Annotated in this window: 14 protein-coding genes; 11 read left to right on the forward strand and 3 right to left on the reverse strand. The window is 67.0% G+C overall.

Annotated elements, in window-relative coordinates:
- The first annotated feature begins 15 nt into the window (after nt 1–15).
- The 5 genes from V7672_RS11435 (at nt 16) to V7672_RS11455 (ending at nt 8,399) form a co-directional block, all read left to right on the forward strand.
- Complete coding sequence (locus tag V7672_RS11435; protein WP_335624712.1) at nt 16–3,096, forward strand: TonB-dependent receptor domain-containing protein; 3,081 nt, start codon at nt 16–18, stop codon at nt 3,094–3,096.
- Nucleotides 3,097–3,110: 14 nt separating this feature from the next.
- A complete protein-coding gene (locus V7672_RS11440) occupies nt 3,111–4,463 on the forward strand; it encodes a hypothetical protein (RefSeq protein WP_335624713.1) in 1,353 nt (450 codons plus the stop codon).
- A 74-nt stretch (nt 4,464–4,537) separates the two neighbouring features.
- Nucleotides 4,538–5,389, forward strand: a complete 852-nt coding sequence (ku, locus tag V7672_RS11445; RefSeq protein WP_335624714.1) for a non-homologous end joining protein Ku — start codon at nt 4,538–4,540, stop codon at nt 5,387–5,389.
- Between the two features lie 3 nt (nt 5,390–5,392).
- The gene (gene ligD / locus V7672_RS11450; protein WP_335624715.1) at nt 5,393–7,936 is read left to right on the forward strand and encodes a DNA ligase D; all 2,544 of its coding nucleotides are present in this window, start codon (nt 5,393–5,395) and stop codon (nt 7,934–7,936) included.
- Nucleotides 7,937–8,168: 232 nt separating this feature from the next.
- Nucleotides 8,169–8,399: a DUF2798 domain-containing protein gene (locus V7672_RS11455; protein WP_335624716.1), complete on the forward strand. Its 231-nt coding sequence runs from the start codon at nt 8,169–8,171 to the stop codon at nt 8,397–8,399.
- 83 nt (nt 8,400–8,482) lie between these two features.
- On the opposite strand, the gene V7672_RS11460 is transcribed toward V7672_RS11455, so the two are convergent.
- The gene (locus tag V7672_RS11460; protein ID WP_335624717.1) at nt 8,483–10,627 is read right to left on the reverse strand and encodes an amylo-alpha-1,6-glucosidase; all 2,145 of its coding nucleotides are present in this window, start codon (nt 10,625–10,627) and stop codon (nt 8,483–8,485) included.
- Nucleotides 10,628–10,672: 45 nt separating this feature from the next.
- Nucleotides 10,673–11,776, reverse strand: coding sequence for a glycosyltransferase family 4 protein (locus V7672_RS11465; RefSeq protein ID WP_335624718.1), 1,104 nt, complete (start codon nt 11,774–11,776; stop codon nt 10,673–10,675).
- Between the two features lie 140 nt (nt 11,777–11,916).
- Here V7672_RS11465 and V7672_RS11470 point away from each other — a divergent pair, with 140 nt between their 5' ends.
- Nucleotides 11,917–12,450, forward strand: a complete 534-nt coding sequence (locus V7672_RS11470) for a type 1 glutamine amidotransferase domain-containing protein (protein ID WP_335624719.1) — start codon at nt 11,917–11,919, stop codon at nt 12,448–12,450.
- Between the two features lie 69 nt (nt 12,451–12,519).
- Here V7672_RS11470 and V7672_RS11475 read toward each other — a convergent pair whose 3' ends face one another.
- Nucleotides 12,520–13,074, reverse strand: coding sequence for a DUF4142 domain-containing protein (locus tag V7672_RS11475; protein WP_335624720.1), 555 nt, complete (start codon nt 13,072–13,074; stop codon nt 12,520–12,522).
- Between the two features lie 213 nt (nt 13,075–13,287).
- Between V7672_RS11475 and V7672_RS11480 the strand changes: the two genes are divergently transcribed.
- From V7672_RS11480 to V7672_RS11500, 5 genes are all read left to right on the forward strand, one after another.
- Nucleotides 13,288–13,794, forward strand: coding sequence for a DUF421 domain-containing protein (locus tag V7672_RS11480; RefSeq protein WP_335624721.1), 507 nt, complete (start codon nt 13,288–13,290; stop codon nt 13,792–13,794).
- Nucleotides 13,795–13,940: 146 nt separating this feature from the next.
- Nucleotides 13,941–15,041, forward strand: coding sequence for a DUF2855 family protein (locus tag V7672_RS11485; protein ID WP_335624722.1), 1,101 nt, complete (start codon nt 13,941–13,943; stop codon nt 15,039–15,041).
- 108 nt (nt 15,042–15,149) lie between these two features.
- Nucleotides 15,150–15,899 carry a hypothetical protein gene (locus V7672_RS11490; RefSeq protein WP_335624723.1) on the forward strand — a complete coding sequence of 250 codons (750 nt, stop codon included), beginning with the start codon at nt 15,150–15,152 and terminating at the stop codon, nt 15,897–15,899.
- Nucleotides 15,811–17,352: a Y-family DNA polymerase gene (locus V7672_RS11495; RefSeq protein ID WP_335624724.1), complete on the forward strand. Its 1,542-nt coding sequence runs from the start codon at nt 15,811–15,813 to the stop codon at nt 17,350–17,352. Before V7672_RS11490 ends, V7672_RS11495 begins: the two co-directional genes overlap by 89 nt.
- The gene (locus V7672_RS11500) at nt 17,349–20,675 is read left to right on the forward strand and encodes an error-prone DNA polymerase (RefSeq protein ID WP_335624725.1); all 3,327 of its coding nucleotides are present in this window, start codon (nt 17,349–17,351) and stop codon (nt 20,673–20,675) included. The genes V7672_RS11495 and V7672_RS11500 overlap by 4 nt, the downstream gene beginning before the upstream one ends.
- The last annotated feature ends 21 nt before the right edge of the window (nt 20,676–20,696 follow it).

Raw genomic sequence — 20,696 nt, forward strand, 5'->3', positions numbered from 1 at the left:
TCGAGGGAGGAAACCATGTCCAATACGAAACGCCAGTGGCTGATGGCAGGAACGGCCCTGCTGACCGCATCGGTCTTTGCGACCGCAGCCTCCGCCCAGTCCGCGCCGGCCGCGCAGGATCCGCAGGAACCCGTGACCCAGGTCGACGACATCGTCGTGGTCGGCTCGAACATCCGCGGGGCCTCGACGACGGCGGCCCTGCCGGTTGTCGTCATGGACCGCGAGGCCATCCAGGACGCGGGCGTAGTGTCGGGCGACGACCTGTTCCGCTCCATCCCGCAGATGGGCGATGTGCTGTTCGAGGCCGCCAACAATCCCCAGACCAGCAACTCGGCCCGGGGCGACGTCAACTCGGTCAACCTGCGCTCGCTGGGCGTCGGCAACACCCTGGTCCTGATCAACGGGCGCCGCATGGTGCAGCACCCGACCAGCCAGGGGACGTCCGACACCGGCACCGTCCCGGTGCTGAGCTACAACTCCAACGCCATTCCGGTCGCGGGTCTCGAGCGGGTCGAGGTGCTGCTGGATGGCGCGGCCGCCATCTACGGGGCCGATGCCGTGGCCGGTGTGGTCAACACCGTCATGCGCGACGACTTCGACGGCGTGACCTTCGAGAGCCAGTACGGCGGGGCCGAGGGCACGGGCTTTACCGAGCTGGAACTGAACCTGTTCGCCGGCAAGGACCTCGATCGCGGCAATATCTCGCTCTACGCCAGCTATACCGACCGGTCAGAGCTGTGGGCCGACGAACAGGAGTTCACCCGCACGGACGATCTGCGCCCCCTGTTCAACCAGTACCCCGGCTTCGAGACCACGGATGTGCCGGACGGACGCTCGTCCCACACGCCGTGGGGCCGGTTCCAGCTGCCAGGCTTCACCTCCTCGACCCGCCCTCGCTACTTCGGCACCCGGATTGCGTCCACCTCGGGCACCTTCCGCATCCAGCCGGCCAGTTTCGGCTGTGACGGGGCCCCTCTGGACGGGGGGCTGTGCCTGGTCTCGGGGGTCACTGCCTACAACTCGACCAATCGCGAGATGCGCTACGACACCCGGGTCGACACCACGGTGCGGTCGTCCATCGAGCGCGTGAACCTGTTCGCCTCGGGCTATTACGAGCTGACGGACTCGATCGAGTTCTTCGGAGAGGCGGGCTTTTATGCGGCCGAAAGCCGCGCGGTACAGCCGCCCGTCATCAATCTGAATGACCTCTGGATTCCGGCGAGCAACTACTGGAACCCGTTCGGTCCCGTCACCTTCTCTGACGGGTCGCCCAACCCCAACCGGCTGCCCGGCCTGACCTTCGTTCCGAACGAGGGCCTGCCCGTCTACATGGGCAACCACCGCTTCGTGGATGCGGGCTTCCAGGACGTCACCGTCGAGAACTATCAGGTGCGCCTGCTGGGCGGCCTGCGCGGGGAATGGGCCGGTTTCGACTGGGAGACGGCCCTGCTGTACTCCGGCGCCCGTGCCACCGACAGCTCGCCGAACGTGAACTCGACCGCGCTGCAGCAGTCGCTCGCGCTGTCGACGCCCGACGCCTACAATCCGTTCAACGGTGGATGCGTCGATACGCCAAGCTATGGCGACTGCACCCCGTCGTCGCCGGTCGCCATCGACGCCATCCTGTTCCAGATGGAGCGGGTGTCCGAGACCACCTTGACGCTGGCGGACTTCAAGATGAGCCGCAGCGACCTGTGGTCCCTGCCGGGCGGGAATGTGGGCGTGGCCTTCGGTGTCGAGTTCCGCCACGAAACCCAGATGGACGACCGGGACGAGAACCTGGACGGCACCTTTACCTTCACCGACATGGTCTCGGGCGAGGTCAACCAGTCCAATGTCGCCGCCGTCAGCCCCAACCCGGACACCGAGGGCAGCCGCGATGTGTTCGGCGCCTTCGTCGAGTTCGCGGTGCCGGTCGTGTCGCCCGAGATGAACATCCCCCTGGTGCGCAGTCTGGACGTCCAGCTGGCCGGCCGGTTCGAGAACTATTCGGACTTCGGCTCGGTGGCCAAGCCCAAGATCGCCCTGGCCTGGGACATCGTCGACGGGGTACGCGTGCGGGCGTCCTATTCCGAAGGGTTCCGGGCCCCGAACCTGGAGCAGGTCAACGCCACCCAGTATGCGCGCCTCGCCACCAACACCGACTATGTCCGCTGCGAGGCGGACCTGCGGCAGAACGCGATCACCAGCTTCAATGACTGCGGTCGCACGGCCAGCGCTTCGCTGCTCATCGCCGGCAACCCGGACCTTGAGCCGGAGGAAAGCACCAACCGTTCGGTCGGTCTGGTCTTCCAGCCCACCTTCGTGCCCGTCGAGTGGGGCGACTTCACCTTCACGGTCGACCACTGGACGATCGAACAGGAGAAGATCGTCGGCCTGCTGGGCGCGCAGACCGCGCTGGCGCTGGACTATCTGCTGCGGGTGCAGGGGAGTTCCAACCCGAACGTCGTGCGCGCCGCGCCGGACGCGGATGACGACGCCCTGTTCGACGGCACCGGTCTGGCCTCTGCGGGTACAGTGCTGTCGATCAACGACAGCTTCGTCAACCTGCTCCCCCAGACGGTGGAAGGGGTCGACTTCGGCATTCGCTGGTCCAAGCGGCGGACGGCGTGGGGCACCTTCAACTTCACCCTCAATGCCTCGAAGATGCTCGAGTATTCGCGACCGGCCGGCCCGATCGTGGACCAGCTGCTGGCTGCCCGCGAGGCCGGCACCATCAACGCGCTGACGCCGCTGCCCCTGACCAGCCAGCTTATCGCCGTGGATGGGCGCCCGGAATGGCGCGCCATGGCCAACGTCAACTGGAGCAAGGGGCCCTGGCGGGTCGGCGTCACGGCGCACTACACGTCCGAGATCGAACAGCCGGACCTGCTGAGCGACGCGGGTGAGCCGTGGGTGGTCGAGGACCAGCTGACCTTCAACCTGTATGGCCAGTTCGAGTTCGAGAACCTGGGACCGGCCTCCGGCGCACGGGTCCGTCTGGGTGTCCGCGACCTGACGGATGAAGGTCCGCCCCTGGCCGAGGGTGGCTATCTGGGGTCGATCCATCGTCCTTATGGCCGCTACTGGTATGCCAGTGTGTCGAAGACCTTCTGATGATGGTGCCAGTCATGTCCTCCCCTGACGTCTCTGCTGTCGGTCGGCGCTCCCCCCTCGGGTGGGGGCGCCGGCTGGCCGGGGTGGCACTGGCCGTCGGACTGACCCTGGGGTGCGCGCCGGTGGTGGCCGGGCCGCATCCGGTGCAGGACCCGCAACCGACGCCCATCGACTGTCCCCGGTCGGTGGGGCCGGGCGTTAGCTGTCTTTCGGTGCGCGACGACGCGGGAGCGTGGCTGATCATCGCGAGACCCGATAACTGGAACGGCCACCTGATCGTGCACGCCCACGGCGGCCCCCGGCTGGGCGACCCCGAGCAGGGCGACTCGCTCGAGGATCTGGACCGGTTCTCGGCCATGGTGCGCGAGGGCTACGCCTGGATCGGCTCGTCCTATCGCCGGGGCGGATATGGCGTCCGTTCGGCGGCCGAGGATGTGGACCGCAGCCGCGCCCTGTTCTGGAGCCTGTACGGGCGTCCGGAGCGGACCCTGCTGCACGGCCAGTCCTGGGGCGGCAATGTCGCGGCCAAGACCGCCGAACTGTACGGCACCGACGAGGCCGGGGGACTGACCTATGATGGCGTGCTGCTGACCAATGGCGTCCTCAACGGAGGCACCCGGGCCTATCAATTCCGCGCGGACCTCAGGGCCGTCTATCAGTACATCTGCGACAATCACCCGGCGGCGACGGACCCCCAGTATCCGGTGTGGCAGGGCCTTCCGGCCGGGGCGCGCATGACCCGCGCCGAGCTGCGCCGTCGCATCGTCGACTGCACGGGGATCGGCCTGTCGGGACGGGACCGGACGGCCCAGCAGAGCCGCCGGAAGCGCGAGCTTCTGGCCATCACCGGCCTCGAGGAGGACGAGCTGGTCGCCCATATGAACTGGGCCACCTTCACCTTTCAGGACCTGGTGCAGGTCCGGCTGGGCGGCCGCAATCCGTTCGACAACAGCCAGACGGTCTATAGCGGGTCTTCGGACGATGCCGCCCTCAACGCCGGAGTCGAGCGCTTCACCGCCGATCCGGAGGCCGTGGCCATGCTGGCCCATGATGCCGATCTGACCGGTCAGATCGTGGCGCCGACAGTGACGCTTCATGCCCTGCATGATCCGACTGTCTTCTATGAGGCCGAGGCCGTGTATGCCGAGACGGTCGCCTCGGCCGGTCGCTCGCACCTGCTGGTTCAGGCCGCCACCGACGAGGACCAGCACAGCAAGCTGGAGGACGTCGGCTATCTGACGGTGCTCTCGGCCCTGGAACGCTGGATCGATACGGGCGAGCGTCCTGATCCGACCCGTTTCCAGCAGGACTGTGTGGCCGACCATTCGCCACGAAGCTGCCGATTCGTCACTCCGACACGGCCCTGACCGACCGCAAACGGCCCAGCTGGCCGAACCCGGGGGCGTCTCGCGTGTTCTGACTCCGCAAAAGGGAGTCATCCATGGCAGCGCGCGCATACTGGCAGGGCAATATCCGTCTGGCCCTGGTGTCCATTCCGGTCGAGGTCTATGCGGCGGTCAAATCCGGCGCCTCGATCAGCTTTCGCCAGATCCACGAGCCGTCAGGCAAGCCGATCTCATACGAAAAGGTGGTCTCCGGCATCGGCCCCATCGACACCGACGAGATCGTGAAGGGCTACGAAATCTCGAAGGGCAATTATGTCCTGCTCGACGACGACGAGATCGAGGCGGTCCGCATCGAGAGCAAGAAGACCCTCGACCTCGTGCAGTTCGTCGAGGTCCACGAGATCGACCCGCTCTATTTCGAAAAGCCCTATTACGTCGTGCCTGCCGACGACCTGGCCGAAGAGGCCTTCATCGTCCTGCGTGAGGCCCTGCGTTCTGCGAAAAAGATCGCGCTGGGCCAGCTGTCGGTGCGGGGTCACGAAAAGCTGGTGGCCCTCAAACCCTGCGGCAACGGGATTCTGATGGAGACGCTGCGCTATGGCGACGAAGTCCGTCAGGGCCAGTCCTTCTTCAAGGGCATCGGCACGGACAAGCCTGAAAAGGACCTGATCGATCTGGCCAGTTCGCTGATTGACCAGAAGACGGCGCCCTTCGACGCCTCGGAGTTCCACGACCGCTACGTCGATGCCCTGAAGAAGCTGGTCGAGAAGAAGGCCAAGGCCAAGGGCAAGAAGGTGCTGGAGGACGTCGAGGAGCCCGCCGCGGCAACCGGCGGCAATGTCATCGACCTGATGGCGGCGCTGAAGGAGTCGGTGGGGGACAGCAAGGCCAAGACGTCGTCGCGGAAGACTTCGACCCGCAAGACGCCGGCGAAAAAGCGGGCCTGATCCATGGCGACGAAGGCGCGGTCAAAAGCGAAGACCCGGGCCGACGACCTGCTCGCGGAATACAATCGCAAGCGCGACTTTGACCGCACCGCTGAGCCGCGCGGCGAGATCGGGACCGGCACGGGCGATCGTTTTCTGGTCCAGAAACACGATGCCACCCGGCTGCACTGGGACCTGCGCCTGGAAGTGGATGGCGTGCTGAAGAGCTGGGCGGTGACCAAAGGCCCCTCGACCGATCTGGACATCAAGCGTCTCGCGGTGCGCACCGAGGACCACCCCCTGTCCTATGGCCGCTTCGAGGGCATCATCCCCAAGGGCGAATACGGCGGCGGCACTGTCATGCTGTGGGACGAGGGCCGCTGGGAGCCGGTCGAGGGCAAGTCCGCCGACGACCTCGAGGACGGGCATCTGCATTTCATCGTCCACGGCCAGCGGATGAAGGGCGAGTGGCTGTTGATCCGGCTCAAACCGCGAAAGGGGGAAAAGCGCGAGAACTGGCTGCTGCGCAAGATCAGCGACGCCCATGCCGCGCCCGGCGACGGTCTGGTCGAGACGGCCCTGACCAGTGTGCTGACCAGCCGGACCATGGCCGAGATCGCCGCCGACACCGAGGGCAAGCACCCCCTGGCCGGCAAGGGCGACGACGCCTTCGCCCGCGAAATGGCCCGCGCCGCCGACCATACGAAAAAGGCGCGAAAGCCCCAGAAGCGCAGTCCGGCGAAAGCGCCCGCCTTCCGGTCACCCCAGCTCGCAACACTTGTCGATGCCTTACCCACGGGCAACGACTGGATGCACGAGATCAAGTTCGACGGCTACCGCGCCCTGGTCTCGGCGAAGGGCCAGGACGTGTCGGTCTTCACCCGCAACGGCAAGGACTGGACCGACAAGTTCGGCCCGCTGGTCGCGGTGATTCAGGGGCTGGACCTGCCGCCCTGCCTGATCGACGGCGAGATCGTCGCCTATGACTCCAAGGGCAACCCGGATTTCTCCGCCTTGCAGGCGGTGCTCAAGCGCGGGAAGGGCAGCCAGACCGCCGACGACGCCCTGGCCTTTCACGTCTTCGACCTCCTGTCGCTGGACGGCGAGGACCTGACGCCCCTGCCGAATGTCGAGCGCAAGGAGCGGCTGGAGGCCCTGTTGCGCGCGGCCGAGCCCCCGATCCATGTCGCCGATCATCTGATCGGAGCGGGCGAGACCCTCTACGCCTCGCTGTGCAAGGCGGGGCAGGAGGGCATCATCTCCAAGCGCATCGACGCGCCCTACCGGTCCCGGCGCACCCGCGACTGGGTGAAGGTCAAATGCACGCTGCGGCAAGAGTTCGTCATCATCGGCTGGAAGGCCTCCTCGGCCCGCGGCCGCCCGTTCGCCTCCCTGCTGCTGGCGCAGAAGGACGACGACAACTGGATCTACAAGGGCAATGTCGGCACCGGCTTCACCCAGGACACCATGGAGGACTTGGCCGCGCGCATGCAGCGGCTGGAGCGCAAGACCCCGCCCGCGGAGGTTGACCGGGCCAGCGCGCGGGGCGTCACCTGGCTGACGCCGCGTCTCGTCGCCGAGGTGGCCTTTGCCGAGTTCACCGCCGACGGCAATGTCCGCCATGGCAGCTTTCTGGGCCTGCGCGACGACAAGCCCGCCGCCGATGTGAAGCCCGAGCGCGCCCGCGCGGCGCGCCCTGCCGCGGCCCGTCCGGTCAAGGTGAGCAGCGCCGACCGCGTCATCTTTCCCGGTAGCGGCCAGACCAAGGGGGAATTGGCCGACTACTATGCGGCGGTGGCGCCGCTCATGCTGCCGTTCGCCGCGCGCCGCCCGATCAGTCTGGTGCGCTGTCCGCAGGGCAGGGCGCGGAAATGCTTCTTCCAGAAGCACGACAGCGGCAGCTTCGGCCCCCATGTCCATGCCGTGCCGATCCCCGAGAAGGACGGCGGGACCGAGGACTATCTGTACATCGAGGATGCGGCGGGCCTGGTCGCCTGCGTCCAGATGGGCACCATCGAGTTTCACGGCTGGGCCTGCCGGACCGATGACATAGAGGCGCCCGACCGGATGATCTTCGACCTCGACCCCGACGAGGGGCTCGACTTCGGCGATGTGGTCAGCGCCGCCCGCGACATCCGCCGCCGCCTGTCCGATCTGGGTCTGGTCAGTTTCGCCCTGCTGTCAGGCGGCAAGGGGGTCCACGTCGTCGTCCCCCTGACCCCCGGCCATGACTGGGAGGCGCACAAGGACTTCGCCCGCCGGTTCGCGGGGGCCCTCGCCCTGGCCGAGCCGGACCGTTTCGTCGCCACCATGAGCAAGGCCAAACGCAAGGGCCGCATCTTCATCGATTGGCTGAGGAACCAGCGGGGCAGCACGGCGGTCCTGCCCTTCTCGGCACGGGCGCGCCCCGGCGCCCCTGTCGCCGTGCCGGTCAGCTGGGACGAACTGCGCGACATGACCGACGCCCACCCCTTCTCCATCGCCGATGTCGAGACCCTCATCGAGCGGTCCGAGGACAAGGCCCTCGCCGGCTGGGGCTTTGCCAGCCAGACACTGCCCGACCTCTGAGCTCGAACTCAGTCCGGGTCGATGAGCCGCTGCGGGCCGACTGCGACCTTGATCCGGTGCCAGCTGGAATGCTAAAAGCGCCTCGTCGAGAAGAGGCTTATGCCGGATTGGTCGTCCGGCAACCGTTATTACGGGCCACGTTTCAATGAACCCGCGACACTTGAACCCGACCTTAAATCGGGCAGGTGTTGGCGCGTGCTTGCCCTCCTGCCCACCCCACAGGAGATGCCTCGTGACACCCCAGACCAAGATTAACCTGCTCGTATCGCTGATGATGTCCTTCGTGATGTCGCTCTTCTTCTCCGGCTTCTTCACATTCATCGCATTCGGATGGACCGCTCAGTGGGCATCGTCCTGGGCGCATGGCTTCGCAATCGGCTGGCCCCTCGGCTTCCTGCTTGCGCTGGTCATCGGTGCACCGATCCGGAAGATCGCCGTGCGTCTGTCCGGCCTGCCCAAATAACGGGTCGCGATGTCGAGGCGGCGTTCAGAACACGCCGCCTCGACGTTGGCTCTGCTGTTGGCTGACAGGCCCGACCTCTGAGCTCAGGACGTCGCGACGATGTCCAGCGGCGGCCCGCTGCGGTGGAGCGGGCGGACGGTGGTGCGCCCGTCGATATGGCTGAACACCAGATCCAGTCTGCTGTCCCCGATCTCGAGGCCGGTGACGGTCAGTCGGTCGATCCCGCTGGGCAGGCGCGGACGGTCGACGCGCACCCGGCGCCCCGGCGCGTCGATGTCGATCCCGAGACTGGCCTGCAGCAACAGGAAGACCGAGCCGGCGGCCCAGGCCTGGGGCATGCAGGCGACCGGATAGGGCACCGGGGGCTCGCCTGTCTCGCGGCTGAAGCCGCAGAACAGCTCGGGCAGCCGCATGTCGAAATTGACCGCCGCCGAATACAGCTCGTCCAGCACCCTCGCGACGGCGTCCCGTTCGCCATAGCGGGCCATTCCGGCCACGCACAGGGCCGTGTCATGCGGCCAGACTGAGCCGTTGTGATAGGACATCGGATTGTAGCGGGGCTGGCGCGTCGCCAGTGTCCTGAGCCCCCAGCCCGTCCGGAAGCGCGCCGACAACAGGGTACGGGTCACATCGGCGGCCCGCTCCGGCTCGGCCAGTCCCGAGAACAGCAGGTGCCCGGCGTTCGAGCCCAGCACCCGACAGGGGGCGCCGTCGCCGTCCAGCGCGATGGCATAGAAGCCCTGATCCTCCATCCAGTAGCGCTGCTCGACCACGGCCTTCAGGCGTCCGGCCCTGTCGGTCCACTCGGCTGCGTCCTGGCCAAGCGTTTCCGCCATGGCGGCCATGGCCTGCCACGCCTGATAGGCGTAGCCCTGCACTTCCAGCAGGGCGATCGGCCCCTTGGGGAAACGACCGTCGGCGTGGAAGATCGAATCCTCGCTGTCCTTCCAGCCTTGGTTCGACAGGCCCGTGTCCCGGGCGCGCTGATAGTCGATCAGCCCCAGACCGTTGGCCGCGCCCCGGGCCTCCATCCAGCCGGCCGCCGCCAACAGGTTCGGCCACAGCGCCTCGATCAGCGCCCGGTCGCCGGTGCGCCGCGCATAGGCGCCGGCCAGCGCCACGAACAGGCAGGTGGTGTCGACCCCGCCGTAATAGGTGCCGAAGGGCACCTCGCCGAGCGCAGACATCTCGCCGCCCCGCGTCTCGTGCATGATCTTGCCCGGCTCGACGTCCTGGAAGGCGTCGGTGGTCGTGCCCTGGCGGGTGGCCAGATAGGTCAGCACGCCCCGCGCCAGACTGGGATCCAGCCACAGCATCTGCCAGGCCGTGATGATCGCGTCTCGGCCGAACGGCGTCGAAAACCACGGCACCCCTGCGTAGGGATAGGGCCCGGTCGGAAGGTCCGTGGTCAGCAGGGCCACATCGGCCCGCGACTGGTCCAGCCACTGGTTGAAGCGCGGGCTGCGGTGGCCCCGCACGCCGCCGCCCCGCCGCCGTCGGGCCCGCATGGCCAGCCGCGCCTGGATGGAGGCCAGCCGCCAGCGCTCCCGGTCGGGCGCTTCGCAGGTGTCCGCGCCCGCCTCGATATACAGATCAAAGCGTCGCCCGCGCGGCAGGGTCAGCTGAAAGGCGGCGCGCGTCGCGCTCATTGAGGCCGGCGGCTCGGAGAAGGACAGGCAGGTCCGGCGCGTCACGTCGTCCAGGCCTTTGTAAGAAAAGCGCACACGGCGCCCGTCGCGAACCGGCGGCTCGCTGCGCCCGCGGGCCGGGCGCGCCGAACCGCGTACCTCGAAGATGTCGCGAAAGTCCGCGCCGTATTCGACGGCCAGCGGCAGGATGACCTCGTCCACCCCATGGTTGGTCAGGCGGATGCGCTCATACATCCGCTCCTGCCAGAGGAACCGGCGCCGCTCCAGATGGATGATGCCGGCGGGGGCCGAGCGGCCGCCCATCGGGGGCAGGGGCCGGTTGGTCCCCTGGCAGACGAAGAAGACATTGTCGTCCGACAGCGCCGAGCTCAGCCGCGAGGGCGCCGCATTGCCGATCAGCAGCCGCAGTCGCGACAGGATTCGGGTATCCCTGAGGAAGAAGCCGTCCGCCCCGCCGCTCATGTCGCCCAGCGGATCGGCCACGAGGAAGGCATCGCCTTCCTTCAGCGGCATCAACCGGCCCAGCACGGCGACCTCGGGTTCGGGGGTGTCCGTCGACCCGGTCTGGGCGTCAGTCATAGAGCGGGTCTCCTGCGTGAGACCGTCTAACGCACAAGATCGAAATCAGGCTACGGCGGCCGAAGGCATCTTCAAGGTTGTTGTGGGCAAGGGCATCTCGATGCCCGGCGGCGCATAGGGCGTGCGGGCCAGAAGCTCACGATAGATGTCCAGATAGCGCTGCGCCATGGCGGTGGCCGAGAAGCGCAGTTCGAACCGCGCCCGGATGGCGGACCGGTCCAGCGTGATGGCCCGGCGCACGGCGTCCACCGCCTCGTCGATGCTGCTGACCAGATAGCCGGTCGCGCCGTCCTCGATAACCTCGGGCGCCGCGCCATTGGGCCAGGCGATGACGGGCGTGCCGCAAGCCATGGCCTCGATCATCACCAGGCCAAAGGGCTCCGGCCAGTCGATCGGGAACAGCAGGGCATCGGCCCCGCCCAGGAATTCGGACTTGGCGCCGTCGCCGATCTCGCCGACGAACTCGATCAGGGGATTGTCCAACAGGGGGCGGATGCGGCTCTCGAAATAGACCGAGTCCGCAGCGTCGACCTTGGCCGCGATCTTGAGGCGCATGCCCAGCCGCGTGGCGATCTCGATGGCGCGGTCGGGGCGCTTCTCCGGAGAGATGCGGCCGAGGAAGGCCAGATAGCCCGACGACCGGTCGCTGGGGCGGTACAGGTCGGCATCCATCCCGTGCTGGACCGTGCCCGCCCAGTTGGCCCAGGGCAGCGGACGACGCTGGTCGTCCGAGATCGACACCAGTGGGAACTGCGGCCAGGCGTCATAGGCGGCGGGAAGGTCCTTCAGATCCAGCCGGCCGTGCAGGGTGGTCACCGTCCGCCCGGCCCGATCCTCGAAGAACGGAAAATGGATCATGTCGGTGTGGAAGTGGATGACGTCGAACTGGTCCGCCATGCTCCGCACCTTGGCCAGCATGGCCATGTGCGCCGCCATGTCGGACTTGAGCGGCGCGGGGTCCAGCCGGATCGCCTGATCGCGGACGGGCACCAGACGCGCCCGGGTCTGCGCCTCGGCGGACGAGAACAGGGTCACCTCATGGCCCAGATCCACCAGCGCATCCGTCAGGTGCGCGACCACCCGCTCCGTCCCGCCGTAAAGCGTGGGGGGGACCGCTTCATACAGAGGGGAAACCTGGGCGATTTTCATGGGGCGGGTCCGCGTGGCTGTGACCCTTGCTGAAAGCACAGCGGAGCCCCGCGGTTCCTATGTCGGGAAGCGGACATGGGAACGCCGCGTATCGCCCGGGATTGTAAGACCCTCTACCCTTCACAGACACGGAGCAGCCCATGTCCACCCTTTCCGGAAAAACCATCGCCGTCCTCGCCACCGACGGCTTCGAACAGGTCGAGTTGGACAAGCCCGTCGACGCCCTGCGCAAGGCCGGCGCCACTGTTCACATCGTGGCGCCCGAGTCCGGCGAGATCCAGGGCTTCGAACACCATGACAAGGGCCGCAAGGTCGGCGTGGACAAGGCGCTGGGCGACGTCAGCGCGGACAATTACGACGGCCTCGTGCTGCCCGGCGGCGTGATCAACCCCGATGCCCTGCGGCTCGAGGAAAAGGCCATCAGCTTCATCGCCGCCTTCGCCAAGGCTGACAAACCGATCGCCGCCATCTGTCACGGCCCCTGGACGTTGATCGATGCCGGTATCGCCAAGGGCCGCAAGATGACGTCCTGGCCGTCGCTCAAGGTCGATCTGCAGAACGCGGGCGCGGAATGGGTCGATGAAACGGTCGTCATCGACGGCAAGCTGGTCACGTCGCGCAACCCCGACGACCTGCCCGCCTTCTGCGACGGCATGATCAACGTGTTCGCCTGATCCGGACACGTTCCGGCCCGCACCTGTTTCAGGTGCGGGCCGGTTCGTCAGGTTCGTCGGGTCGTCGACCTAGTTATCGAGGGCGCGAACCTGTTCGAGGTGGGCCTCAAGCTTCGGCACGGCATTGGCGGCGTGGGCCGCCAGTTCCGGGGCGTCCTCGTTGTCGGCGAAGCCCTTGTGCAGGGTCAGGGCTTCCTGGTGGGCTGCAACCTGCTGGTCGACGAAGACCTCATCGAAATTGTCGGCGTCCCGCAGATTGTCGAGCAGCCCCTGTCGCCGCTCGTCGAGCTCGGTGGGCATTTCCATGTCGATCTGCTGGGTCATGACGACGTTGCGCAGGGCTTCGCTGGCGACCGTGTGATCGTCGAGGATCGTCTGGGCCAGGGCGCGGACTTCCGCATTCTGGCTGCGTTCCAGCGCCATTTCGGCGGCCCGGATTTCATACATGTCGCCCATCGCAGCGTTCGTCACATAGCCGTCGACGGTATTGGCGCCCAGCGTCATCGCCGAGGTCTGGCCGACCGGCACCGAAGCGGCGTCCTGGGTCGCATTGACGGGATCCTGCTCTCCGCATGCCGCAAGCAAGGCACTGGCGGCGGCGAGGGTGATAAGTGTCTTGTACATGTTTAATCTCCTTGGGATGTTCAGATAATCCGTGACGCGGAGACCCGTTCCGAAAGCGCGAACATTGATCCGGGGGATTCTTGTGAGGCAATTATCGCGCAATACTACTAAAGCTAAGCTGTCTATGTTGCCGAAAGCCGGTTTCGTGCGCGAAACCAACACGGCTGGCCGGGGGTTGGCACCAGGACGATTACCAAAGACGACAGAGGCACCGTGTCTGAATTCATGGAGATCCTGCACAGCCTGATCGGCTCGGACGACGGCACTATCAGCTGGTGGCAGATGTCCATCCGGGGGGCGCTCATCTTTGCGGTGGGTGTGTTCGCCGTGCGGGTCGCCGCGTCGCGGGCCTTCGGTAAATGGACGCCCCTGGACATCATCTTTGCCGTGATTGTCGGCTCGAACCTCAGCCGCGCCATGACCGGCAGCGCGCCCTTCCTGCCGACCCTGATCGCAAGCCTGGTGCTGGTCGCCATCCATACAATCCTCGCCAGAGCATCAGCGCGGTGGGGATGGCTCAGCTTCCTCGTGAAGGGCGGTCGGGTTCAGCTGGTCCGCGAGGGAGAGCAAGACAAGGCCGCCATGCGCAAGGCCGGCGTCGGTGACGGGGATCTGCATATGGCCCTGCGAACCCACGGGCTCGAGGATCTGTCGTCAGTGCAGGATGCCTATCTGGAGCGAAACGGCGACATGACCTTCATCAAGCGCCCCGACCGTTGATCAACTTGGGCGCGCGAGGGAACGCGTAACGCGAGGGATTTCAGACGATTCCGACAGCCGGATCGGGTCGAGGGGCCCAATCCTTCTCCTGCGTCAACTGCGTTCTCGGCTAGGGTCCGTGAACGGAATTGCTCGAGGAGGCCCCCATGTCCGATCTGAACCGCCGACTGATGACCCGGAAGTCTGATCTGGGCGAGACCCTGTTGGATACCGTGGCCGCCCCTCAGCCTGTTGAAGGCGAGGTGGTGCTGGCGCTGGACCGGTTTTCCCTGACCACGAACAACATCACCTATGCGGCGTACGGGGACGCCATCGGCTACTGGAAGGTCTTTCCGACCGGACGCGACGACTATGGGCTGATGCCGGTCTGGGGCTTTGCCGACGTCGTGGAGTCGCGCGCCGAGGGGATCGAGGTCGGTGCGCGGGTGTTCGGCTATTTCCCGATGGCCGACCGGCTGGTGGTCCAGGCCGAGAAGATCAGCAAGGGCGGGTTCGCCGACGCGGCGCCTTGGCGCAAGGCGGTGCCCGATATCTACAACCGCTATGTGCTGTGCGCCGCCGACGCCAACTATGACGCGGCGCTGGAGAACCCGGAGGCCCTGTTCCGGCCGCTGTTCATCACGTCTTACACGGCGGTGGATTTCCTGCGCGAGCACGACTTCTTCGGTGCCAGACAGGTGGTGGTGTCCAGTGCCTCGTCCAAGACGGCCTATGGCGCGGCCTGGTGCATGGCCGGGGACGACGTGCGGCTGATCGCCCTGACGGGCGCACGCAACCGGGCCTTTGTGGAGGGGCTGGGGGCCTATCAGGATGTCCGCGGCTATGACGAAATCGATCGTCTGCCGACCGGCGTGCCGACGCTGTATCTGGATCTGGCCGGTGATCCCGAACTGCGGCGGCGGGTGCACGCCCGGTTTGGGACGGACCTGACCTATGACTGCCTCGTCGGCTCGACCCAGGGCGACGCCTTTCCGACGGACGATCCCGAGCTGGTCGGACCGAAGCCTCAGTTCTTCTTCGCCGCTACCTGTCTGGACGCCCACCGGGAGCGGGGCACACTGCGCGCCTTTTATGAGCGCTTTTTCGCCGACCAGCGGGCCTTCTTCGAGCGGGTGATCGACCCGGCCTCGCCCTGGATTCGCATCGTCGAGCATCAGGGCCTGGATCAGGCGGCAACCGTCGTGCGGGCCCTGGCGGACGGCGTGTCCGATGCAGCGGAAGGCGCTGTGGTGCGGATCGTGCGCTGACCGCATCTGGCGATCCCGCAATACCCGGGCTCAGCGCTGGTGGGGAAGTTGCGGACTTGACTCCTTGGGCCTGGAGAGAGGCATATAGGAGAACATTTAGTGAACATCATGTCCCCACCTGCCACTCTCAGCCATCTGCGCGCGCATCTGTCTTCCCGGGGTCCGGTCCTGCGGTCCCCGACCGCACGGCTGTTCGACATCCCGGCGACAGGTCGCGGCGCAGTCTTTCCCGCCGAGGCCGTGCATGAGGTCTATGCCGCCTCGGCCCGGCATGGATCGGCGGCGGAGGGTTTTGGTCTGGGGCTGGCGCTTCAGGCGCCGGGCACCCTGGTGTGGATCCATGAGGATCGTGGCCGGCACGAGAAAGGCACCCTGTACGGCAGTGGCCTGCGGGAATGGGGAGTGGAGACCGGAGACCTGTTGCTGGTTCAGGTGCCCGACACGGCGGCCTTGCTGGCCGCAGGCGAGGAAGCCCTGCGCAGTGGGGCCCCGGCCGCTGTCCTGATGAGCGGGTGGGGGGAATCCCGGGCCTGGAGCCTGACGGCCAGTCGTCGTCTGGCGCTGGCCGCCGCCGCGGGACGAACAACCGCCGTCTTCGTTCGAACGGGCGCTCAGCCCCAGCCCAGCGCCGCAGAAACGCGGTGGTCGGTCCAGGCCACACCGTCGAGGGCGCTGGAAGCGGGGGCGCCGGGCCGGCCGGCCTTCAGAGTGAGTTTGTTGCGGAGCCGGGCAGGGGTGACCCCGGGCGAGTGGATTATGGAGTGGGATCGTGAAGCGCGATCATTTGTCGAACCGAAGACATCTGGCGGTCTGGTTTCCGCTCCTGCCCATCGACCGGCTGGGATCCGCGCGGCCTGAGGGGCCTTTCTGCCTGATCGACAGACGGGCCAACGCCCTGCGGCTGGTCGCCGTCGATACGAATGGGCTGGCGCTGGGCCTTTCGCCCGACATGACCCTGGCGGATGCCCGTGCCCAGGTGCCTGAGCTCGATGCCTGGCCGCATGATCCGGTGGCGGACCGGGACTTTCTGGGTCATCTGCTTGAAGGGTTCGGCCGCTTCTCGCCGATGGTCGCGGGTGATGATCCCCACGGCCTGATGCTGGACGTCACCGGCTGCGCCCACCTGTTCGGGGGCGAGGCGGGGTTGATAAAGGCCGTCCATGCCCTGTCCGGGCGACTGGGGCTGGAGACCCGCTGCGCGCTGGCCCGAACCCCCCAGGCCGCCCGCGCCCTGGCTCGCTTTGGTCCGCCGGGAGTGATCGTGGCCGAGGGCGAGGACCGCGCCACGGTGCGTCGTTTGCCGGTCGCGGCCCTGGAACTGGCTGCTGCGGATATCCAGGCCCTGAGACGGGCGGGGCTGAAGACCATCGGCGATGTCGATGACCGTCCCCGCGCCTCGCTGGCCGCTCGCTTCGGGCAGGATTTCGCGATCCGGCTGGATCGTATTCTGGGACTGGAAGATGTGCGGATCACGCCCGTCCGTTCCCCCGCGCCGGTTGTGACCGACCGGCTGTTGATGGAGCCACTGACCACCACAGAACCTCTGGAGACGGTCATTATCGATCTGCTGACCGAGGTCGAGGTGATCCTGCAGACGCGACTTTCCGGAGCCCGGCGCTTTCGCCTGACCGTCTTCCGGGTCGACGGCCATGTCCGCCGCATCGGCCTGGGTGTGGCGCGTCCGACGCGGGATGTCCGAAGTCTTGCGCGACTGTTCCGGGAGCGGCTGGCCGCCCTCACCACCCCTCTGGATCCGGGCTTTGGCATTGATCACCTGCGGATGGAGGCGCTGGACCTGCAGCGGCTTGACCCGGTGCAGGTCGATCTCGACACCACGACGGAGGGGGCCGAGGCGCTGGATGCCCTGATCGACCGGCTGGCGGCCCGCCTCGGCTCTGCGGCCGTCAGCCGGCTGCGACCGGCGAACTCGCACCTGCCGGAACGGGCCAGTCGCCAGATTCCCGCTGTCCATTCGGAGAACGGGGACGCGATGCCCTGGCCCGAGCGGGACCCCCGATCCCCGCCCCTGCGTCCCCTGCATCTGTTCGACCCGCCCCAGCCGGTCGAGGTCATGTCACCTGTGCCTGATGGTCCCCCCGTTCGCTTCAAATGGCGGCGGGTCACGCACCGGGTCGTGAATGCCGAGGGCCCGGAGCGGATTGAGGGAGAGTGGTGGCGCCGCACGGGCGGGCGGGTGCGTGACTATTACCGGGTGGAGGACGAGGAGGGCCGTCGCTTCTGGCTGTTCCGGGCGGGCCATTTCGGCGAGCTGCCGCCGCCGCGCTGGTATGTGCATGGCCTGTTCGCATGACCCCGCCCGCTTATGCCGAGCTGGTGGCCGCCAGCAATTTCTCGTTTCTGAGGGGGGCGTCGCACCCCAAGACCCTGGTGCTGACCTCGCTGCTGCTGGGGCAGGCCGGTCTGGGGCTGGCGGATCGCAATACGGTGGCCGGGGTGGTGCGGGCCTGGAGCGCCCTGAAACAGTTGCGCGAGGATGGCTGGTCCCCGCCCGAGAAACTGCGCGATGGGGGATCGCCCGGCGAAATCCGCTGGCAGGAAGACCCGCTGAACGATCCGGCTCTGGTCGATCAGGTCCGGGAACGGGCAGGGGCCTTTCGTTTGCTGACCGGCACCCGGCTGGGCTTTGCCGATGGTACGCCCGATATCGTCGCCTATCCCGAGGATCGTGAAGGCTGGGGGCGTCTGACGCGGCTGCTGACCGTGGGGAACCGCGCGATCAAGGGCGACTGCCACCTCACTCTGGCCGATCTGCTGGCCAATCCCGAGGGATTGCTGCTGATCGTCATGCCCGAGCGGAACAGGGACGGCCTGCCGGCCCTGCTGGACCGGTTGAACGCCGTCCGACCGGGGGCGGTCTGGCTGGGGGCGACCATGCCGCGACGGGGCGACGACCGCCGACGGCTGGCCCGGCTGGGAGAGATCGCTCAGGGGGCGAACACACCGCTTCTGGCGACCAATGATGTCCTGTATCACGCGCCGTCCGAACGCGACCTGCAGGATGTGCTGACCTGTATCCGCGAGGGGATCAGCATTGATCAGGCGGGGCGTCGTCTGCTGGCCAATGGCGAGCGCCACCTCAAGACTCCCGATGAGATGGCGCGTCTGTTTGCCGATGCGCCCCATGCCCTCGCCGAGGCCGTGGACCTGCTGAGGCGGCCGATCTTCGACCTGTCGGACATTCGCTACCAGTATCCGGAAGAGCCGATCCCGCCCGGCCGGACGCCGCAAGCCTGGCTGGAACAGCTGGTCGAGGAGCGCCTGCCCCTTCGCTACCCTGAGGGGGTTCCAGACAAGGTCCGGGCTACCCTGGCGAAGGAGCTGGCCTATATCGATGCGCGGGACCTGGCGCCCTATTTCCTGACGATCCACGACATCGTCCGCGAGGCCGATAACCGCCGTATCCTGTGCCAGGGGCGCGGTTCGGCGGCCAATTCGGCGGTCTGTTTCGTGCTGGGGATCACCAGCGTCGACCCGGCCCATCACGACCTGCTGTTCGAGCGGTTCATGTCGGCCGACCGCAACGAACCTCCCGACATCGACGTCGACTTCGAGCATGAGCGTCGGGAAGAGATCATCCAGTACATCTATGAGCGCTATGGCCGCGAGCGGGCGGGGATTGCCGCGACCGTGATCCGCTATCGCCCGCGCAGCGCCATTCGCGAGGTGGGCAAGGCGCTGGGCCTGACCGAGGATGTCACCGCCCGTCTGGCCGGGACCCAGTGGGGCAGCTGGGGTACGGCCATCGCCGACGAAAGGATTGAACAGGCCGGCCTCGATCCGGCCAATCCGATGATCCGGCGCGCGGTCACCATGGCTGGGCGCATCATGGGCTTTCCCCGGCATCTGTCGCAGCACGTGGGCGGCTTCATCCTGACGCGCGGGCGGCTGGATGAGCTGGTCCCGATCGGCAATGCCGCCATGGCCGACCGCACCTTCATCGAATGGGACAAGGACGACATCGACGAACTGGGCCTGATGAAGGTCGATGTGCTGGCGCTGGGCATGCTGACCTGTATCCGCAAGGCCCTGGACCTGATGCGCCTGCATGAGGGGGCGGACCACGACCTGGCGACCGTGCCGGCCGAGCAGGCCGACGTCTACGACATGCTGTGCAGGGGAGACTCGATCGGTGTCTTCCAGGTCGAGAGCCGGGCGCAGATCAATATGCTGCCGCGCCTGAAACCGCGCGTCTTCTACGATCTGGTGATCCAGGTGGCGATCGTTCGCCCGGGGCCCATCCAGGGCGACATGGTCCATCCTTACCTGCGCCGCCGCGCCGGGACCGAGGACGTGGTCTATGCCAGTCCGGCCCCGCCTCATGATCCCGCCGAACTGAGGAAGGTTCTTAATCGCACCCTTGGCGTGCCCCTGTTTCAGGAACAGGCGATGAAGGTCGCCATGGTCGCGGCCGAGTTCACCGACAAGGAGGCCAACGGCCTGCGCAAGGCCATGGGCACCTTTCGCGGTGACGGCACCCTGCATACCTATGAGGATCGCATGGTCGGGCGGATGATCGCCCGCGGCTATGACCCCGATTTTGCCCGGCGCTGCTTCGAACAGATCAAGGGGTTCGGCTCCTACGGGTTTCCCGAAAGTCACGCGGCCAGCTTTGCCCGGCTGGTCTATGTGTCCAGCTACATCAAATGCCGGCACCCGGCGGCGTTTGCCTGTGCCCTGCTGAACAGCCAGCCGATGGGCTTTTATGCGCCCGCCCAGATCGTGCGGGACGCCCAGGAGCACGGGGTCGAGGTGCGCCCGGTCGATGTAAATCACAGCCATTGGGATAACACCCTGGAAGGGGAGGCGCCGGGCCTCGCCCTGCGACTGGGCCTGCGCCAGATCGGCGGCTTCCGGGAGGACTGGGCCGATGATCTGGTCCTGGCCCGAACCCGACCGTTCGACACGATCGAGGGGCTGATGCGCCGCGCGCGCCTGCCGGTCGCGGCCATCCGCAAGCTGGCCGATGCCGATGCCTTCCGTTCGCTCGGGCTCGACCGGCGCGAGGCCCTGTGGGAGGCCCGGCGCCTGCCGGACGATGATGTCCTGCCGCTGTTTGCCGCCGCCGCGGTCCGGGAACTGGGCGAGGAGCCGGACGCCAACCTGCCGCTTATGGGGCTGGGCGAACACGTTGCCGCCGACTATCAGACCACACGACTGTCGCTGAAGGCCCATCCGATGGCCATCCTGCGGCAGGGCTTTGCCGCTGAGGGCCTGCTGACCTGTCGTGAGGTCGAGGCCCGCCGGTCCGGATCCCTTGTACGCACGGCCGGCGTGGTGCTGGTGCGCCAGCGACCCGGCAACGGCAAGGCGATCTTCATCACGTTGGAGGACGAGACCGGGGTCACCAATCTGGTCTTGTGGGTTCCGGTGTTCGAGGCGCACCGCCGCATCGTCATGAGCGCACGCCTGCTGGGCGTCGAGGGCACGGTAGAAAAGAGCGCCGAAGGCGTCGTGCATCTGATGGCCCGGGGGCTGTGGGACCGGACGGGTGAGTTGCAGCATCTGTCCACCGACCACGACGCGGTGGTCCAGCTGTCAGGGGCCGATGAGTTCATCAAGCCCCAGCACCCGAGGAATTTGCGTGTCCTCCCGGGTTCGAGGGATTTTCACTGACCGGCATCGTCTGCGTTATGA

It is taken from the genome of Brevundimonas sp., from assembly GCF_036963785.1.
GTDB lineage: Bacteria > Pseudomonadota > Alphaproteobacteria > Caulobacterales > Caulobacteraceae > Brevundimonas.